The sequence below is a fragment of the Enterobacter cloacae complex sp. P6RS genome, assembly GCF_014982245.1.
Taxonomy (GTDB): Bacteria; Pseudomonadota; Gammaproteobacteria; order Enterobacterales; family Enterobacteriaceae; genus Enterobacter; species Enterobacter bugandensis.
Genome location: NZ_JADCLB010000020.1, coordinates 1 through 16,055, shown reverse-complemented (window position 1 = coordinate 16,055; position 16,055 = coordinate 1). Strand labels below are relative to the sequence as shown.

13 protein-coding genes and 2 pseudogenes are annotated in these 16,055 nt (G+C 52.5%); 4 read left to right on the top strand and 11 right to left on the bottom strand.

The genetic code is table 11. The annotated features are described in order from the left end of the window. Positions 1-74: 74 nt before the first annotated feature. Positions 75-2,204, bottom strand: a complete 2,130-nt coding sequence (locus INF73_RS13845; RefSeq protein WP_193542305.1) for a bifunctional diguanylate cyclase/phosphodiesterase — start codon at positions 2,202-2,204, stop codon at positions 75-77. Between the two features lie 444 nt (positions 2,205-2,648). On the opposite strand from INF73_RS13845, the gene INF73_RS13840 reads away from it, so the two are divergent. From INF73_RS13840 to dbpA, 4 genes are all read left to right on the top strand, one after another. Further along, a complete protein-coding gene (locus INF73_RS13840; RefSeq protein WP_193542350.1) occupies positions 2,649-3,791 on the top strand; it encodes a methyl-accepting chemotaxis protein in 1,143 nt (380 codons plus the stop codon). A 142-nt stretch (positions 3,792-3,933) separates the two neighbouring features. After that, complete coding sequence (zntB, locus tag INF73_RS13835) at positions 3,934-4,917, top strand: zinc transporter ZntB (RefSeq protein ID WP_047368662.1); 984 nt, start codon at positions 3,934-3,936, stop codon at positions 4,915-4,917. Between the two features lie 291 nt (positions 4,918-5,208). Beyond that, positions 5,209-5,373 carry a hypothetical protein gene (locus INF73_RS22090; RefSeq protein ID WP_305143948.1) on the top strand — a complete coding sequence of 55 codons (165 nt, stop codon included), beginning with the start codon at positions 5,209-5,211 and terminating at the stop codon, positions 5,371-5,373. Between the two features lie 27 nt (positions 5,374-5,400). Continuing rightward, positions 5,401-6,774, top strand: a complete 1,374-nt coding sequence (dbpA, locus tag INF73_RS13830) for an ATP-dependent RNA helicase DbpA (protein ID WP_193542303.1) — start codon at positions 5,401-5,403, stop codon at positions 6,772-6,774. 42 nt (positions 6,775-6,816) lie between these two features. Here the strand turns inward: dbpA and ttcA are convergent, their stop codons facing one another. The 10 genes and pseudogenes from ttcA to INF73_RS13785 form a co-directional block, all read right to left on the bottom strand. Next, the gene (gene ttcA, locus INF73_RS13825; protein WP_028013348.1) at positions 6,817-7,752 is read right to left on the bottom strand and encodes a tRNA 2-thiocytidine(32) synthetase TtcA; all 936 of its coding nucleotides are present in this window, start codon (positions 7,750-7,752) and stop codon (positions 6,817-6,819) included. Positions 7,753-7,801: 49 nt separating this feature from the next. Continuing rightward, on the bottom strand, positions 7,802-9,040 hold the full coding sequence (locus INF73_RS13820) for a site-specific integrase (protein WP_193542301.1): 1,239 nt from the start codon (positions 9,038-9,040) through the stop codon (positions 7,802-7,804). A gap of 1 nt (position 9,041) precedes the next feature. Then, positions 9,042-9,254 carry an excisionase family protein gene (gene xisR / locus INF73_RS13815; RefSeq protein WP_014884030.1) on the bottom strand — a complete coding sequence of 71 codons (213 nt, stop codon included), beginning with the start codon at positions 9,252-9,254 and terminating at the stop codon, positions 9,042-9,044. Between the two features lie 64 nt (positions 9,255-9,318). Beyond that, positions 9,319-9,561: a DUF4060 family protein gene (locus INF73_RS13810; RefSeq protein ID WP_193542299.1), complete on the bottom strand. Its 243-nt coding sequence runs from the start codon at positions 9,559-9,561 to the stop codon at positions 9,319-9,321. Beyond that, positions 9,558-10,391: a DNA adenine methylase gene (locus INF73_RS13805; RefSeq protein WP_193542297.1), complete on the bottom strand. Its 834-nt coding sequence runs from the start codon at positions 10,389-10,391 to the stop codon at positions 9,558-9,560. The genes INF73_RS13810 and INF73_RS13805 overlap by 4 nt, the downstream gene beginning before the upstream one ends. A 34-nt stretch (positions 10,392-10,425) precedes the next feature. Then, the gene (locus INF73_RS13800) at positions 10,426-11,511 is read right to left on the bottom strand and encodes a RecT family recombinase (protein WP_193542295.1); all 1,086 of its coding nucleotides are present in this window, start codon (positions 11,509-11,511) and stop codon (positions 10,426-10,428) included. 9 nt (positions 11,512-11,520) lie between these two features. After that, on the bottom strand, positions 11,521-14,658 hold the full coding sequence (locus INF73_RS13795; RefSeq protein WP_193542293.1) for a RecE family exodeoxyribonuclease: 3,138 nt from the start codon (positions 14,656-14,658) through the stop codon (positions 11,521-11,523). A 140-nt stretch (positions 14,659-14,798) separates the two neighbouring features. Beyond that, the gene (locus INF73_RS13790; RefSeq protein ID WP_047651444.1) at positions 14,799-14,963 is read right to left on the bottom strand and encodes a YdaE family protein; all 165 of its coding nucleotides are present in this window, start codon (positions 14,961-14,963) and stop codon (positions 14,799-14,801) included. Next, a pseudogene (locus tag INF73_RS22085) lies at positions 14,956-15,108 on the bottom strand (hypothetical protein); the annotation flags it as partial. The pseudogene INF73_RS22085 and the gene INF73_RS13790, both read right to left, overlap by 8 nt. Positions 15,109-15,700: 592 nt before the next feature. Then, positions 15,701-16,055: pseudogene (locus tag INF73_RS13785) on the bottom strand (hypothetical protein); the annotation flags it as partial.

Sequence of the window (16,055 nt, the reverse complement as noted above, 5' to 3'; positions counted from 1 at the left end):
GGCACGATACGCCTGGCAATCATGGCAGAACTGACCCGCATGGACTCCCTTGAAACATACTCTACTCAATCCCGTCAGGCATGATTTTTTTGTGAAATAAATTCGGGGTCCGTTTGAATTTTACTTATGGGTATAATTTGTTTGTCTGAGTTTTTTTGTAGCAGCAGCCACGGAACCTGTTCAGCGGGCAAGGGGCGGGAGAAAAGGTAGCCCTGGAGATAGTCACAGCCGAGGCTGGTCAGTATTGCCTGCTGTTCGTCCGTTTCAATCCCCTCGGCAACGACAGTCATCTCCATGGTGCGGGCAATATTAATAATGGTTTCCACCAGCTTGCGGCTTTTTTCATTTCCCAGCATAGAGGACACAAAGCTCTTGTCGATTTTAAGCTCTTTTGCCGGAAGAACGCTCAGCATCAGCAGGTTGGAATAGCCCGTGCCAAAATCATCAATAGAGACGGTGATCCCCGCATGGTTAAAGGCGTTGAGCAGCTCGATGCTGCGATCGAGATTTTTTAGCGCGGTACTCTCCGTGACCTCCAGGATCAGCCTTGAGGGCGACAGATTATATTTATCCAGCATGGACGACACGATGTGAAAGATATCCGGCTGTTCGAACTGAACAGGGGATAAATTGAGCGATAACGTCCACTGGCTGAAACCTTGTTCAGTCCAGAAATGAAGCTGCCGACACGCGGCTTCAATAGCCCAGTTGCCAACCGGAATAATCAAACCCGTTTGTTCCAGAGTGGGTAAAAACAGACCTGGCAGCAAAACGCCTTGCTCTGGATGCCGCCAGCGCAGAAGAGCCTCAAAACCGTGGATTGTCTTCTCTTTAGCATGCCAGGTTGGCTGATACCACAGTTCAAACCGATCGCTTTCCAGCGCCTGATAAAGTTCCTGCAGAAAACCCGGCTGCGCCGGAACCGCCGTTGACATCTCAGGGCGGTAAAACGCCCAGCCGTTACGACCATCTTGCTTAACGTGGTGTAAGGCGGCATCCGCCTTAAACTTCAGTTCATGCAGCGTTTCTCCATCCTGAGGATAAAGGCTTACACCCGCGCTGAGGGTGGTACTCAGCGTATGTCCGCAAAGCGAAAGCGGGCGGCGCATATCCGCAAGCAGCGTCGTGAGCAGGGTAGTGAGCTTTTCTTCGTCGTATTCGGGAACCAGCAGGATAAAGGCATCCCCACCCAGCCTGGCCAGCGTCATCTCACGGGTAAGTAGGGAGGTGATGCGCTGGGCAATGGTAATTAATAACTCATCACCGACGCTGTGACCCCAGGTATCATTCACGCGTCTGAAGCGATCGACATTCAGAAAAATCACGGCAAATTGTTTGTTACTTAACAAGGCGCTGTGCAGACAATCCTGCATTCGGATATCCATCTGCTGGCGGTTTGCGAGGCCGGTGAGAGCGTCAAAGCGAACCTGTAGCTCAAGCTGACGGTTGAGTTGGCGCAGATTGTCCGTCAGCCGGCTGGTCCGCCAGTGCGAATCGATAAGCGAAATAATTAACATCATGCCGAGCAGGGCGAGCGTGGTGACGGAAACCCAGATGGATAACCCCAGCTCGCTGACCCCGCCGGGGAGCGTATGCGCCATCTCATGGAAATGCGCGGCGCTCATGCCCGTATAGTGCATCGCGCAAATGGCGGCGCCCATGACTAACGCGGCGAGAATGCGAGTCACAAAGACCCCTTTGTGCTTATCTCTAAGGCGAAAAGCCAGCCACAGCGCCACGCCGGAGGCGACCACGGCAATCATCACGGACACACCCACAATGCGCCGATCCCAGAGGATGCTTCCTTCCAGCATCAACGCGGCCATGCCGATATAGTGCATAGCGACCACGCCAGCGCTGAGGATAACCGTGGCGAAGAACAGCCGAAAGGGAGAGAGGTGTTTGCCCGTAACGGCAATATTTATTGCTATCGTGGAGGCAACGATCGCCACGCCGAGAGACGCAAGGGTTAGCCATAGGTCATAGCTCATCATCATCGGCATTTGCATCGACAGCATACCGATGAAGTGCATTGACCAGATCCCGATGCCCAGCGTGATCCCGCCGGCAATGCGCCAGAACAGAGACGCTTTACGGCTGGAAAGGGGAATTTTCCCGGCGCTGTCCAGGGCCACAAAGGAGGCGATAAACGCCACCAGATAAGAGACAGCGATCAACACAGGGTCCCACGATATATTGAGCATTATGCAATCCCACGCCTGAGAGGGTTACCGATTTTGCCTGCCGGCACGTCTTTATCTGGCAACGAACATGCGCATTCAAACCATATTAGTTATTTATCGTGGAAAAGAGCCACTTATATAAAAGGTCAAACTTACCCGAAATATAAAATATATTCTTTATGTTAATGCATTAAGTACTGCTAAACATAGTCGATAGATTGTAGCAAAGCGTCTTAAATATGTGTGCATGTACCGCAGATAATGGTATCGCTTCAGGGGGCTTTGGACCAGCAATACAGTATATGGGGTATGACATTTCTACTAAAACACCTTTTTCATCTGACTTAAGTTAAATGTAGGGTGGGTAACGGCGAAACGAGAAACCAGCGTATTATGTGAGGACAAACGCAAAAGTGAATGCTATAAATCTAAATGCCGACCAAAATATAAGTTGTGGGTAAAATCATGCTAAGAAATATTAGTGTCAGGACCTTCATTGCCTGGTTCTTGCTGTGCCTGTTTTTAGTGAATGCAGGTATCGTTGTTCTATTTTCCAGCAATCTTCCTCTTTTCGTTTCGATTAATCTGGTCAATTTCGTTGCGTTATTTTTGCTCTGGAGTTATATGACGAAGTTTCTTGTGACGCCGATCAATACTGTGAAAAAAAGTATTGAAGAAGTGACCGCAGGCAATTTAGGCGTCTCTATCCCCGAGTTTGGCAATAACTGCGCGGGGCGATTAATTCCCGGGATTAATACTCTTTCCAGCAACATCGCTACGCTGGTGCGTGAGATCAGGGCATCATCACAAAACGCCATGGCCTTGTCGGATCAGCTCTCTTCCCGCAGTGCTCAGCTCTCGGTGAAAACAGAGCAGCAGTCTTCATCTTTGGTGCAAACTGCGGCAAGCATGGAGCAGATGGCGGCAAGTACCCGAAACAATGCCGATAATACCCGGCTGGCGAGCGAGCAGGCGAATGCCGCGACGCTGCAGGCGCGCAAGGGCGGAGATCTAATGGAACAGGTTGCCAGCAATATGCAATCCATTACCGAGTGCGCGCAGCAGATGACGGAAATTATCTCCCTGATCGACGGGATTGCATTCCAGACGAATATTCTGGCGCTTAACGCGGCCGTCGAGGCCGCGCGGGCGGGCGATCACGGGAAAGGGTTCTCCGTGGTCGCAGAGGAAGTCCGAAACCTGGCTCACCGCAGCGCCGAGGCGGCGAAAAACATCAAAACGCTGATTGACGTTACCAGCAGTAATGTCACCCAGGGTGCCAGCGTAGTGTCGGAAGCGGAGAAGAATATGCGTGACATCGTGACCGGCTCCGGCAACGTCAGCCGGTTAATGGACGAAATTTCTACCTCAACCGCAGAGCAGGAGAAGGGCATTTCCCAGATCACGCTGGCGCTGTCCGAACTGGAGCGGGTCACGCAAAGCAACGTGGCGATGGCGGAGGAGCTCAACGGTTCCTCGGATGTGCTGCGTAATCAGGTGATCGAACTGCAGACACGGACCCGAAATTTCAGGCTGGACCAGGGGCACCCCCCGTCACCAGTAGCCAGCCCTGTCTCGTTTCATCCGCGCCCCGAGCACTCTCATTGACAGCTTCCCGAAGCCTGGCATGCCAGGCTTTTTTTTTCGTGTACAATTCCTGAGCGATTTCAGCGCGATGCGAAACATAGTTGTTGCTTAACCCCTGATGGAAGCTAGACTGACATCGAAAGAGCCAAACAGGGGAGGCGCTGTGGAGAGCATTAAAGGATCCGAACTTAACGTTCCTGACGCAGTTTTTGCGTGGGTGCTGGACGGTCGCGGCGGTGCCCGACCGCTGGAAGATAATGATGTCATTGATAAAGAGCATCCCTGCTGGCTACATCTGAACTATACCCACCCGGACAGCGCTGACTGGCTGGCCTCGACTCCGCTGTTGCCTAACAACGTACGTGATGCGCTGGCGGGGGAAAGCCTGCGGCCTCGCGTAAGCAGGATGGGTGACGGGACGCTTATCACCCTGCGCTGTATAAACGGCAGCACGGATGAACGTCCCGATCAGCTGGTTGCGATGCGCGTCTATATGGACGATGGGCTGATTGTTTCCACACGTCAGCGTAAGGTTCTGGCGCTGGATGACATTGTGAACGACCTCAAAGAGGGGACCGGACCGGTTGACTGCGGCAGCTGGCTGGTGGACGTCTGTGACGCCCTGACCGATCATGCGAGCGAATTTATTGAAGAGCTGCACGATAAAATCATCGACCTGGAAGATAATCTGCTCGATCAGCAGATCCCGCCGCGCGGCTTTCTGGCGCTATTGCGCAAGCAGCTGATCGTGATGCGTCGGTATATGACGCCACAACGGGATGTGTATGCCCGTCTGGCCAGTGAAAGACTCAACTGGATGAATGACGATCAGCGCCGCCGGATGCAGGACATTGCTGACAGGCTGGGCCGCGGGCTGGATGAGATCGATTCCTGTATCGCCCGAACGGCGGTCATGGCGGATGAAATCGCACAGGTGATGCAGGAGTCGCTGGCGAGAAGAACCTACACGATGTCCCTGATGGCGATGGTCTTTTTACCCAGCACATTTTTGACAGGGCTTTTTGGCGTCAATCTGGGCGGTATACCCGGCGGCGAATATCGGTACGGCTTCACCGCGTTTTGCGTCATGTTAGTTGTTTTGATTGGTGGTGTTGCATGGTGGTTGCATCGTAGTAAATGGCTGTAAATTTACGATTTTTTCACCTTTTTCGAGGATTAAAACGCTCTTTTAATTGAGCGAAGTCAATAAACATCACCCCCGTAAGGTGCAATATTACTCCCGCAGGTGAATGCAACGTCAAGCGATGGGCGTTGCGCTCCATATTGTCTTACTTCCTTTTTTGAATTACTGCATAGCACAATTGATTCGTACGACGCCGACTTTATAGTCGGCTTTTTTTTGCCTCCTGTTTCTCAGCGTCTACCCTAAAAGGGACGACAGCAAATTCTGGAGGGAAAGATGAGCATTTTACTCGCTCTGCTACTGCAACACGCGCGTCAGTCCGATCCTGTCCCCACCGATCCCGTGCCGATGCCCGATCCCATTCCGCGTCCGCAGCCGATGCCAGACCCGCCGCCGGACGAAGAACCGATTAAATTGTCGCATCGAACCCCGAGATCTGCGAGGATACGCGCCATCTGACCGTAAAGATGACCACGAGAGATTATTGTGACCGCTTTTTCTACCCTGAATGTTCTGCCTGCCGCCCAACTCGACAACCTCAACGAGTTGGGATACCTCACGATGACGCCTGTTCAGGCGGCCGCGCTGCCCGCTATCCTTGAAGGCCGGGACGTGCGCGTGCAGGCGAAAACGGGCAGTGGGAAAACGGCCGCTTTCGGTCTTGGTCTTCTGCAGCATATTGACGCGTCGCTGTTTCAGACCCAGTCACTGGTCCTGTGCCCGACCCGCGAGCTGGCAGACCAGGTCGCGGGTGAACTGCGTCGCCTGGCGCGCTTCCTGCCCAATACCAAGATCTTAACCCTCTGCGGTGGGCAGTCGTTTGGCGCACAGCGCGATTCGCTCCAGCACGCGCCGCACATTATCGTCGCGACGCCCGGCCGCCTGCTCGATCACCTGCAAAAAGGCACCGTTTCGCTCGATGCCTTAAGCACGCTGGTGATGGACGAGGCGGACAGGATGCTGGATATGGGCTTCAGCGATGCCATTGATGAAGTGATCCGCTTCGCGCCGGCCGGGAGGCAGACGCTGCTGTTCTCTGCGACCTGGCCTGAAGCCATCGCCGCGATTAGCGGTCGCGTGCAGAATAATCCGCTAACCATTGAGATCGACAGCGTAGATGCGCTGCCGGCCATCGAACAGCAGTTCTTTGAAACCTCGCAGCAGGGAAAAATCCCGCTCCTGCAGAAACTGCTGAGCCAGCACCAGCCTGCGTCATGCGTGGTGTTCTGTAATACCAAAAAAGACTGCCAGGCGGTTTGTGATGCCCTGAATGCGGCGGGGCAGAGCGCGCTGTCGCTGCACGGCGACCTGGAACAGCGCGATCGCGATCGCACGCTGGTGCGCTTTGCTAACGGCAGCGCGCGCGTGCTGGTGGCGACCGACGTGGCCGCACGCGGCCTGGATATCAAATCCCTTGAACTGGTGGTGAACTATGAGCTGGCATGGGATCCTGAAGTGCACGTCCACCGTATTGGTCGCACTGCTCGCGCCGGAAACAGCGGTCTGGCCATCAGCTTCTGCGCGCCGGAAGAGGCGCAGCGCGCCAATATTCTCTCAGAAATGTTGCATATCAAACTGAACTGGGTGAACGCGCCGGGCAACGTCAGGCTCGTGCCGCTGGAGGCCGAAATGGCGACGCTGTGCATTGATGGCGGCAAAAAGGCCAAGATGCGGCCGGGGGATGTGCTGGGCGCACTGACCGGAGATGTGGGGCTGGAAGGGGCGGATATCGGGAAAATTGCCGTTCATCCGGCACACGTGTACGTAGCGGTTCGCCAGGCGGTTGCGCATAAGGCGTGGAAGCAGCTGCAAAACGGCAAGATTAAAGGCAAAACCTGCCGCGTACATCTGCTGAAATAAGGCATAAAGCGTCTCAGAAGGTCTTTCTGAGACGCCCATCGCTTATTTCACTTCAAGCACGTTCAGACGCAACTCTTCGAACTGATTGTCCTCGTCTTCCGGCTGCCAGCCCGCAGGCTGCATTGGGATCTCTTCCCGGTCAAACGCCAGATCGCCACCATTCACCACCTCCGAGCCGTGGTTGATACCTTTGAAGTCGAACAGCTCTACGTCCGCGAGGTGGGAAGGAACCACGTTCTGCATCGCGCTGAACATGGTCTCAATACGGCCCGGATAACGTTTGTCCCAGTCGCGCAGCATGTCGCCAATCACCTGACGCTGCAGGTTCGGCTGTGAGCCGCACAGATTGCATGGAATGATCGGGAACCCTTTCGCCTGAGAAAAACGCTCAATGTCTTTTTCCCGGCAGTAGGCAAGAGGGCGGATCACAATATGCTTGCCGTCATCGCTCATCAGCTTAGGCGGCATGCCTTTCATCTTGCCGCCGTAGAACATGTTCAGGAACAGCGTTTGCAGGATATCGTCGCGGTGATGGCCCAGCGCAATTTTGGTCGCGCCCAGTTCCGTTGCGGTGCGATAGAGAATGCCGCGGCGCAGACGGGAGCAAAGCGAGCAGGTGGTTTTCCCTTCCGGAATCTTCTCTTTCACGATGCCGTAGGTGTTTTCTTCGACGATTTTGTACTCAACGCCCAGCTGCTCCAGATATTCCGGCAGAATGTGCTCCGGGAAGCCCGGCTGTTTCTGGTCAAGGTTGACCGCCACCAGAGAAAAATTCACCGGCGCGCTTTGCTGAAGATTACGCAGGATCTCCAGCATGGTGTAGCTGTCTTTACCCCCTGACAGGCAAACCATGATGCGGTCGCCTTCCTCAATCATGTTGAAGTCCGCAATGGCCTCGCCCACGTTACGGCGCAGGCGCTTTTGCAGTTTATTCAGGTTGTATTGCTCTTTCTTTGTATTAGATTGATTTTCTTGCATTTATTACTACCTTCGGAGCCAGTAGGGGCATAATAGGGGCAAAAATTTTTCAGCGTGCCAGCTTATCGTTAAGCATCAGCACCTGTTCGCCATTCATTTCTTCAATCCACGCACCGTAGACTTCATAAACCATTTGCGCGTTTTCATGCCCCATCTGGCTGGCTATGAAAGACGGGTTAGCGCCGGCAGATAAAAGCCAGCAAGCAAAAGTATGCCGCGTATGGTACGGATTCCGGCGGCGAATACCAGCACGTTTTACAGCTGCGTTGAATCTCGCACCTATGCTCGATAAAGAGTAGTAGGCTTTCTGTTCTCCCTTGCGCATCCTGGGTATGAAAACGAATCGCAGACTTTGATGTTCTACTGCGCCATACTCGCGATGATGAAAGACAATTTCGGTTTTAGGCTGCAGCGCCGTCAGCTTGCGCTGTGCTTTCAAGGCTTCAAGTGCCGGCTCTAAAAGGGTGATAACCCGGTTACCTGCTTCGGTTTTTGGTGGGCCGAACATGCCCAAGGCATTAAGGTTGCGCTGTATATGAGCCGTACCTTTTTCCCAGTCGATATCTTCCCAGGCAAGAGCTGCAAGCTCTCCATGACGGACACCAGTATAAACTGCGAACGTCCACATATTGAGGCTTTGGCCACGCTCGGATTCCGCAAGCAAACTAAACTCCTGCTTCGTTAAAGGATCCGGTTTTACTTTCCCTTTGTGTAGTTTCTTGATCCCTTCAAAGGGTTTGCCACTGATAAAGCCAGATTTGTGTGCAAACCGAAGAAGGGAGCACAGAAGCGATATATAGTTGTTCACGGTACGCACAGTGCGTCCCTGTTTGTTACTTCTGGGATTTGCCAGGTAAAGTGTCTCACCGTTCAACAGCTCCTTCCTGTATTTCAGAATGTCGCTGTGGCGTATAGTTGAAACAGGCGTATCTCCGTTAATGATGTGCATTAACGTACCGAGTTGTGAGCGAGTCTTACGCATCGTGTTCGCGCTAATTTCGGTTTCTTTAATGCTCGTCCATAGTTCACACAGTTCTGAAAAGGTTTGAACTGAAACAGTGGTTACGGTTTTTTTTGCTCTGGATGATGAAGGAAAGCGCTGGTTGTAATCAAACTCTCCAAGGTTGATCTCACTAACGATCACAGCCCGAAGATTCCCGGCTTTTTTGATGTTCGCCGGGGTGTTAATCCAACCTTTGAGAATTTCGCGGCAACGCTTTCCCCGGTACATAAACCAGATACAAATCTTATTGTTTCTGATTTCGACACCTGTAGGCAAAGCTGCCATCTTACGCATCCCTTATTAACTGATTAATTCTCGGATAGTTGTACCAGGTTGTGCCACGCAAGGTTTTTTCTCCGGAAGGAGAAACCCGTTTAAAATGGACACCTTCCACCCAACAGCCCTGGCGATACTTCTCAATCTGTCGTTCGGTCAGGCCTGTTTTTTCTGTGAGTCTTGCGCCAACAACCCATTCTTCGTTAAAAATTACCTGCGACATGGTTCACCTCAGGTAACCGGCATGAGTATAGATATGCCGGTCTGTAGTCGTTGATATTTCAGTTTCAGTTTGCTTGGCCGGGCAGGGAACGCAGTCGGCGGATGCCGGTCATTGCTGTGGCCACGTAGCTTGCCTTGCAGTTGACAACTTCAACCCAGACCTTCACGCCTTCCACTCTCACCGTATAGGTCTCTTTCATCTTGCTGCGCCCATAGTCACCATATCTTTGCTGGTGGGAGGCGAGCGCGATTTCACATGCCTGGCGAGCCAAAGGGGATTGATAACTGCCTCGATTAATTAGTTTCATACTGCACGCTCCGCTTGTTGCGCCTGTGGATTAATCCATAAGCATTCAGTACGAACTTTTGTGCCACGCCCAGCGCTGATGCGTGCTCCTCTTGTAAGCTTTGCCCAACCGTTTAACATGTCGTTATACAGATCAGTGTCGTAGCCACTGATCATCACCATTCCGAGCATCGCTCTTGCCGCTGAGAGCAAATGCACATGCTCCTCTGTAGTCATTTCATGTCTGTAATAACGGTTACCCTGTACACGGGTTTCAAGTACATAAGGTGGATCGATGTAATGCAGTGTGGTTTCAGCATCATGAGCGTGCATTACTGCCAGAGCATCTTTATTCTCGATAATGACCCCTTGGAGGCGCTGACCTACTGCTGCCAAATTTTCCGGATAACGGACCCAAAGGTGTGCAGCTGTCGCATATTTCCTTTTGCTGTCACTACGGAAGCCGGAATTACCACCGATTCCGGCTGCTGAACCGAAGCCCATGCTGGCGCGTACAATCATGCGCCTGGCCCGTTCAATCGGCTCGTCTGTTGCATCTCGGGCTGCGCAAAATTCGTCCCGAGAATAAGGTGTTAGCATGCACGCTTCCTGCAGACGTTGGTTCATCTCGACGTCGCGCAGCACGCGAAACAGGTTAACTACCTCGCCATCCAGATCGTTATAGACTTCTGCATAGCTTCGAGGTTTTTGCAGCAGCACGCCGGCTGCGCCGCCGAAAGGTTCTACGTAGCAAACGTGCTGAGGCATCTGTGGGATAATCCATGAAGCCAGACGGAACTTACCGCCGTGGTAGCGAATTGCTGGATGTTTTACACAGTTCTGATTTTGCATTCCTTTTCCGGGAGGGCTGACCCTCCCGCCTCCATTAGCCTACGTATTCCGGTTTCATATCCGCCAGGGTGATGCTGAACTGATCGTGTAGGTCCTCTCCCAGATGGCGTTTCACAGATGCCAGCACGCGTTCAGCTTCGCCAAAGCGTTCTGCTGCACCGGGTTCATCTGGAGATGGCAGGGAGTTGATTGCCGCTTCCACCTTGTTGCGTGCGTCCACCAGGTAATAACGCTTCACAGCTTTGTTCTTCAGTTCAGTGAACAGGGCAGAACCCAGCGTTGCTTTCACGGTTTCAATATCTGCGCGCAGAGCTTTAGCGCTATCCACATCCTGAGCCGCCTCGATGCGGTCACGGAAATCATCAGCAAGTGCATCAATATTTTGAGCTGATTCCTGAGCCGTTTGAGTCGTAGTGACGTTGTCACCTGAAATGTCTGCAAGGCTAACGTGCTGCGCCGGTGCAGGGTTTATCTCTCGTTCTTCTCGGCGATCATCCAGTTCATCAGGGGTGTAAACGCCCAGAATCACATCCGGGCAGAACAGTCTGGCCCAACGTTTGACAGCCAGATATGCCAGCTGCTGGCGTGGGTCGTCAGCCCACAGGGTAGAGTTTCGGGTTCGGGCCTGAGCCAGCAGCAAATCGAGTTCCCTTGGCTGATCTTCACCTTTCAGGGTTGCGCGGATAATAATGCCGATCCCGGCTTCGTCAGCCAGGGTCCAGCCCGGGACGCGGTACTCGCCTTTGTCGCCTTTACGGATATGGAATTTTCCAACTACCTTTTCCCATGGCCCGTACCATTCATATTCAAAGCGGCTGGCCAGCACGCCGCTGCGCGAAATGACTGCATTAACCAGCTGCGCTTCATACCCGAGCACACCGTTAATCAGGTGCGTCTTTTGGGCCACGGCGAAGGGATTCATCTGCCACTGTGCCGCTTGCATCGCTACAGCCATGCAGTCGGCCTGGTTGCCCTGCAGATGTTTAGGAACAGTGGCAGTGCCCTGGGCCATAATCTGCGCGAACGTGCTGATGGCGTTCAGATACTGGGAATCGAACAAAGCCACGTTGGAGTTAATAACGGTGTTCTGGTCAGCAACGGTAACGTTAGTGTTATGCATAAATCCCCCTTAAGCCTGAGCGCGCAGCGCTTCGAGGCGGCGCAGGTCGAAGTCGTTCAGTTCATCGGTGTAATCGGTAGTGATCGGCGCTGGCCATTCGCCCGTGTCGAATCCGGTTGCGATGGCGCGCATCGTTTTGCGGTACTCGAGCATGCCCAGTTCAAGCAGTTCGGTGGACGCCTCGATGATGGCGATCCAGTGGTAGTTCTCGTCTTTGTTGACGAAAATCCAGAAGAACTGATCCAGCGCCGCGGTCTCGCAATACATAGCCGCACTGAGGTGGTAGTCCCGATCAATGATTTCCCGGTGCAGCCTGGCGCGCAGGCTTTCCTGCTTCACATTCCACATGCTGATGGTTTTCAGGTCAGCACCGATGCGCACGCCGTCCAGTTCAATCTCGAGATCGGGGCGTACACGTACTTCTAATCCGGTTTCGTCGTCAAAACCGAAGTAGCTCACTTCAACGGCGCGGCTTGGATGTGTCAGCAGCATGCCGGCGGTCGGGTGCCCCAGGAGTGCAGACTGAATTGCCCGCGCTGTGGCCAACTGCTGGCGGGTAACCAGAATCTTTTCGCCAGGGTTGTTGCGCCAGGCATCCAGCAGTTCGTCGGCGAAGATGGCATCGGGCTTAACTGATTTAACTGCCTGGATCATGTCTGCTTTGGTACCGGACACTTTCAGCGGTGTCGGTTTCTGCGCTTCCTGCGCCACCAGGTCTGGATTGATGATTGCTAATTGCTCAAGTAACGCATCACGGCTGCCGCTGGTTTTAACCGGCGTCTGCAGAGTCGCGTTGAACTCTTTAATGCATGCCTTCATTGCCGTTGCTGTTTGCTTCTGGCCTTCTTCAATACGCTGGTACTCAGCTGGGAGAGCCATATAGCTTTGACCCGTTTCTTCCACGCTCGCGCCAAGCGGCACTGGAGCGGGAAGGGCTGCGTTATGTTCATCAAGCAACGCTTTAATCTCGTCAGCGCTCAGCAGTGCCGGCAGGCTGGCGTTGTACCCGTCGATGAACTCACGCAGAGTCGCGGTGGTGGTGAAAGCACCCTCCGGGATCTCAGGTTCTACGCTGAACTCTTCTTCGAGGTTTTCAGGCTGCAGTGCAAGGGCATGCACCAGGTTCCCCATGTCCAGCACTTTGGATGCTGTGCGCGGTATTGTTTTAGCCACATGGCGCGCGTTGAAGTACATCAGGCTGACGCGGGCATCTTTTACCTGGGTTGAGCTAATACCGTTTGCTGCGTGATAAACATCATTCGGCAGACCTTCGTAGCGGCCAGGCTCGAAGTAAGCCGGGTATTCGATTGCTGGCTCTGACTGCTGCTCTTCTGGCGCTATGGAATCTGTCTGCGAATTAGCTGCATCAGTGCTTTCGCCCGGTGGTACCGAACCAACATCTTCGTCTTTCTCTGGCTTAGCCGTTTCCATCTGCACATCGCTGGTGGTCTCCGCTGTGTTTTCCGTTTTTTCGACTTCATTTGAGGGGATATCGATGACCGGGGCGGTATTTCCACCCATCAGGCCATCGATGGAGAACACGCCGCTGCCGAGATTTTCAACCTGCGGTTGTTCACCTGGGGCTTCAGTCTCAACTGCAGGAGTAGGCAACGGCAGTAACTCCACAGCAGAGATAAACTCAGCCGTCATGGTTTTATTAATAAACTCAAGATGAGCCGCTGGCGTGTGGTGGATGTTTTCCGGCGCTATGCGGATCAGATTGAAGATTGCCGCACGGTTCACCGCCAGTACGCCGGGCTGATTACGCAGGATGGCGCTCCATGATTTCCATGGTTCTTCTTTCTTCGCCACGATTTCTTTGGCTCGTCGTAACACGCTCGAAGGAATTTCGAAGTGGTGGAAGTCCATAGGCAGTAGGGCGCATGCGATCTCAAGATCGAGGGTGTCCAGAGTATGATGCGCGCCTTCGCCGCGATCCGTTACATGGCCGCCGTCTGCATTGGTACCAGAATCAGTACGCTGAACATTACTGATGCGATTTCCGGTTGCCCATTCGCGAACGAGAATGCCGCGGTCAATGTAATCAGTCGCAGCCCAGATTCTGGTGAAACGGAGAACCAAAGCGAGTTCGTGACGCTTCTCCTGGCTGAACACCTTGCGAATGGCGTCGGTATAGCGCCAAAGGTCTTTGGTATCGTAACCCTTCACCTCTTCGCAGTTTTCTGCCGCCAGCAGCAGGTTCTGGACATAGCTGTTGTCAGTGTCCATCTCCAGCGCGCAGATACCTTCGTATTCTTCGCGGGTTAAGTGGTGGCGCAGTTCGTCGGCGGTGAACTGGGCGAGTAGCTGCTTGCGGAAGGGCATACGAACGACTGGATAACGAGTGGTTTCGTCATCATTCTCGTCAATCTGAATACCGTTTTCAGGTTCTGGAACCTGAACGGCTGTAACATCGGTATCGCTGGTGCTTTCTGATTTGAGAAGAGAAAGCTTTCCGCTTCTCCACTCTTCAATTAACTGATTGCGATCGCTGACATCTGCTCTCGCCCAGTCAGCCATGAATGCAGCGATAACTTCAGCTTCGTGCGTTTCATCTTGCGCGAAGACCTGCTTTATCGCCTGAACGAGTTTCCACTCAGCGTTCAGGCTGAGTTCGGCAATTTCAGGGATGTCGTTCTTCGCCAGCAGCAGGTTCTGGAGATATGTGTTGCCTTCATCCAGTGACATTTCGCTGGCAGCCAGCTGCTGCCCTTTACTGATGTGTGACTGGTATTTGTCGTAGGTCAGGTGAACGGCAAAACGGACCGCTGGAGTGCGGTTTTCAAGCGGGACACTCTCCACGGTAGTTTCGACTTTAACAGTCGGCTCCGGTGCGGCAGTTTTGTCCACGACCCCAGTAGACTCAGCACCAGCCTTTGGCAGCCAGGTGCGTCCATCGTCCTGCAGTTCGTAGCGTTTGCACCAGGTGTAATCCACTGTGCTTTCTTCCGGCAGGTCGTTGTAAACAGGGAAATCGGTGCGAACCGGTTTGGCATAATCCTTACCGCGGCCGGTTTCAATACCGGCATCTTCCAGCTCAACATCGAGCTGCAGGTTTGCACGGGCTTCAGATTTCGCGGTGAACCAAATCACGGCGTCTTCTTTGCCAGATTTCTGCGTAGCCTTAACTACAAAGAAAAATTCCATGTGAGATCCTCTTTTTTGGATGTAAGATCCCCGGGCCAGAGATAGCGCCCATTGGGTGAACTTTGGTTTTTTAAGTAGTTTTCCGGTGTAACTTTGGTCGGGAGCACCGGACGTACGGGCCGCCTTGCGCGGCTTTTACGTTATGCCTCGTGTGCCATCTGGTCGTACGAAGCACAACGTTCAGAGCAGTATTCTTTTTCTTTGCGCGCCAGCTGTGCGCCGTTGCGATAGAGAAGGGTACTTTTTACTACTTTCTCCGGTTCAACCGGCTTGCCGCAGTACCCGCATTTCGTTGAGTTACACATCTGGATTCCCCTTTTGCGCCAGCAGGTAGCACAGGCGGCGAAGAATCACCTCGAAGAAGTTCAGCTTTACGGCCTGCTGCCGTCCTGGTTTGCGTGCGAAATCAATCATTCTCACCCTCGTTTGCCTTATCGCCGGCCAGCGGAACATTTACACCTGATGCGCGTTAATCTCTCCACCTCATCCGACTGTTCGTATGCCGTCGGCGGCTACTTCGTGGGCGTCCTGCCTTGGTGGTTTACAGTGTCATCTAACAACTCAAGCATAAGTCTGGGGCTTAGCTAATGTCAAGCCTTGGGCGTAAAGGGGTTGTAATTCAAACTTTTTTCGTGATGTATGCAGCGATATACAGCTGAAAATTTTCTTTCAAGAAGAGCGAGGGGATGAGATGTAAGTACAGAACAATGAGGGAGGTCGTAAGAATCCTAGCAGGTAAACGCGTTTAGTTTTTGAGCTACCACGAGTCTGCGTATGAAGGGCTAGAGATTAAAATGTATTTATGTTAGTTGCTTATTTAGATCTCAGAAAGCAGTTTTAATGCAATTAACAAGATGAGTGTTCTACGGAAACTTATTGAATTAAAAGAAAAAAACCCGGCTTTACGCCGGGTTTTTCTTAGTTATTGGTCTGTTTTAAAACTACCTGTTGAGCCTGGGTATTGCCTTGCACAGTAAAATGCGCTGCTGCCAATGCCTTGTATGCGTTCTGAACTACTTGTTGTAAACTCATTAATCACCCTCTAGTTTCGACTAAAAAACCTATAATTCAAGTCCTTATCAAAATAGTGCTTTCTCTTTAACCACACGAATCCATCTCCTTTAGATAATACAGCAACATCTATAGGCCCGCCAACACTATCGCTGTCATTTGAGACTTTGCGCTTGAAGGCTGTGAGGTTTACAAGCGACTCTGCCATATAACCCAAATCGACTTTGGCTAATGAATCCAATATTGATAAAACTTTTTGTATATGGTTTTGCGCTGCATGAGTATCAATCATTGCTTTGGTATAAGCTAATTGATTCGGAATTACAGAATCAAAAGCAGTCTCAACAATTGTTCTTGTTAAGCTTGGATTTTGACTTGTTAAGATA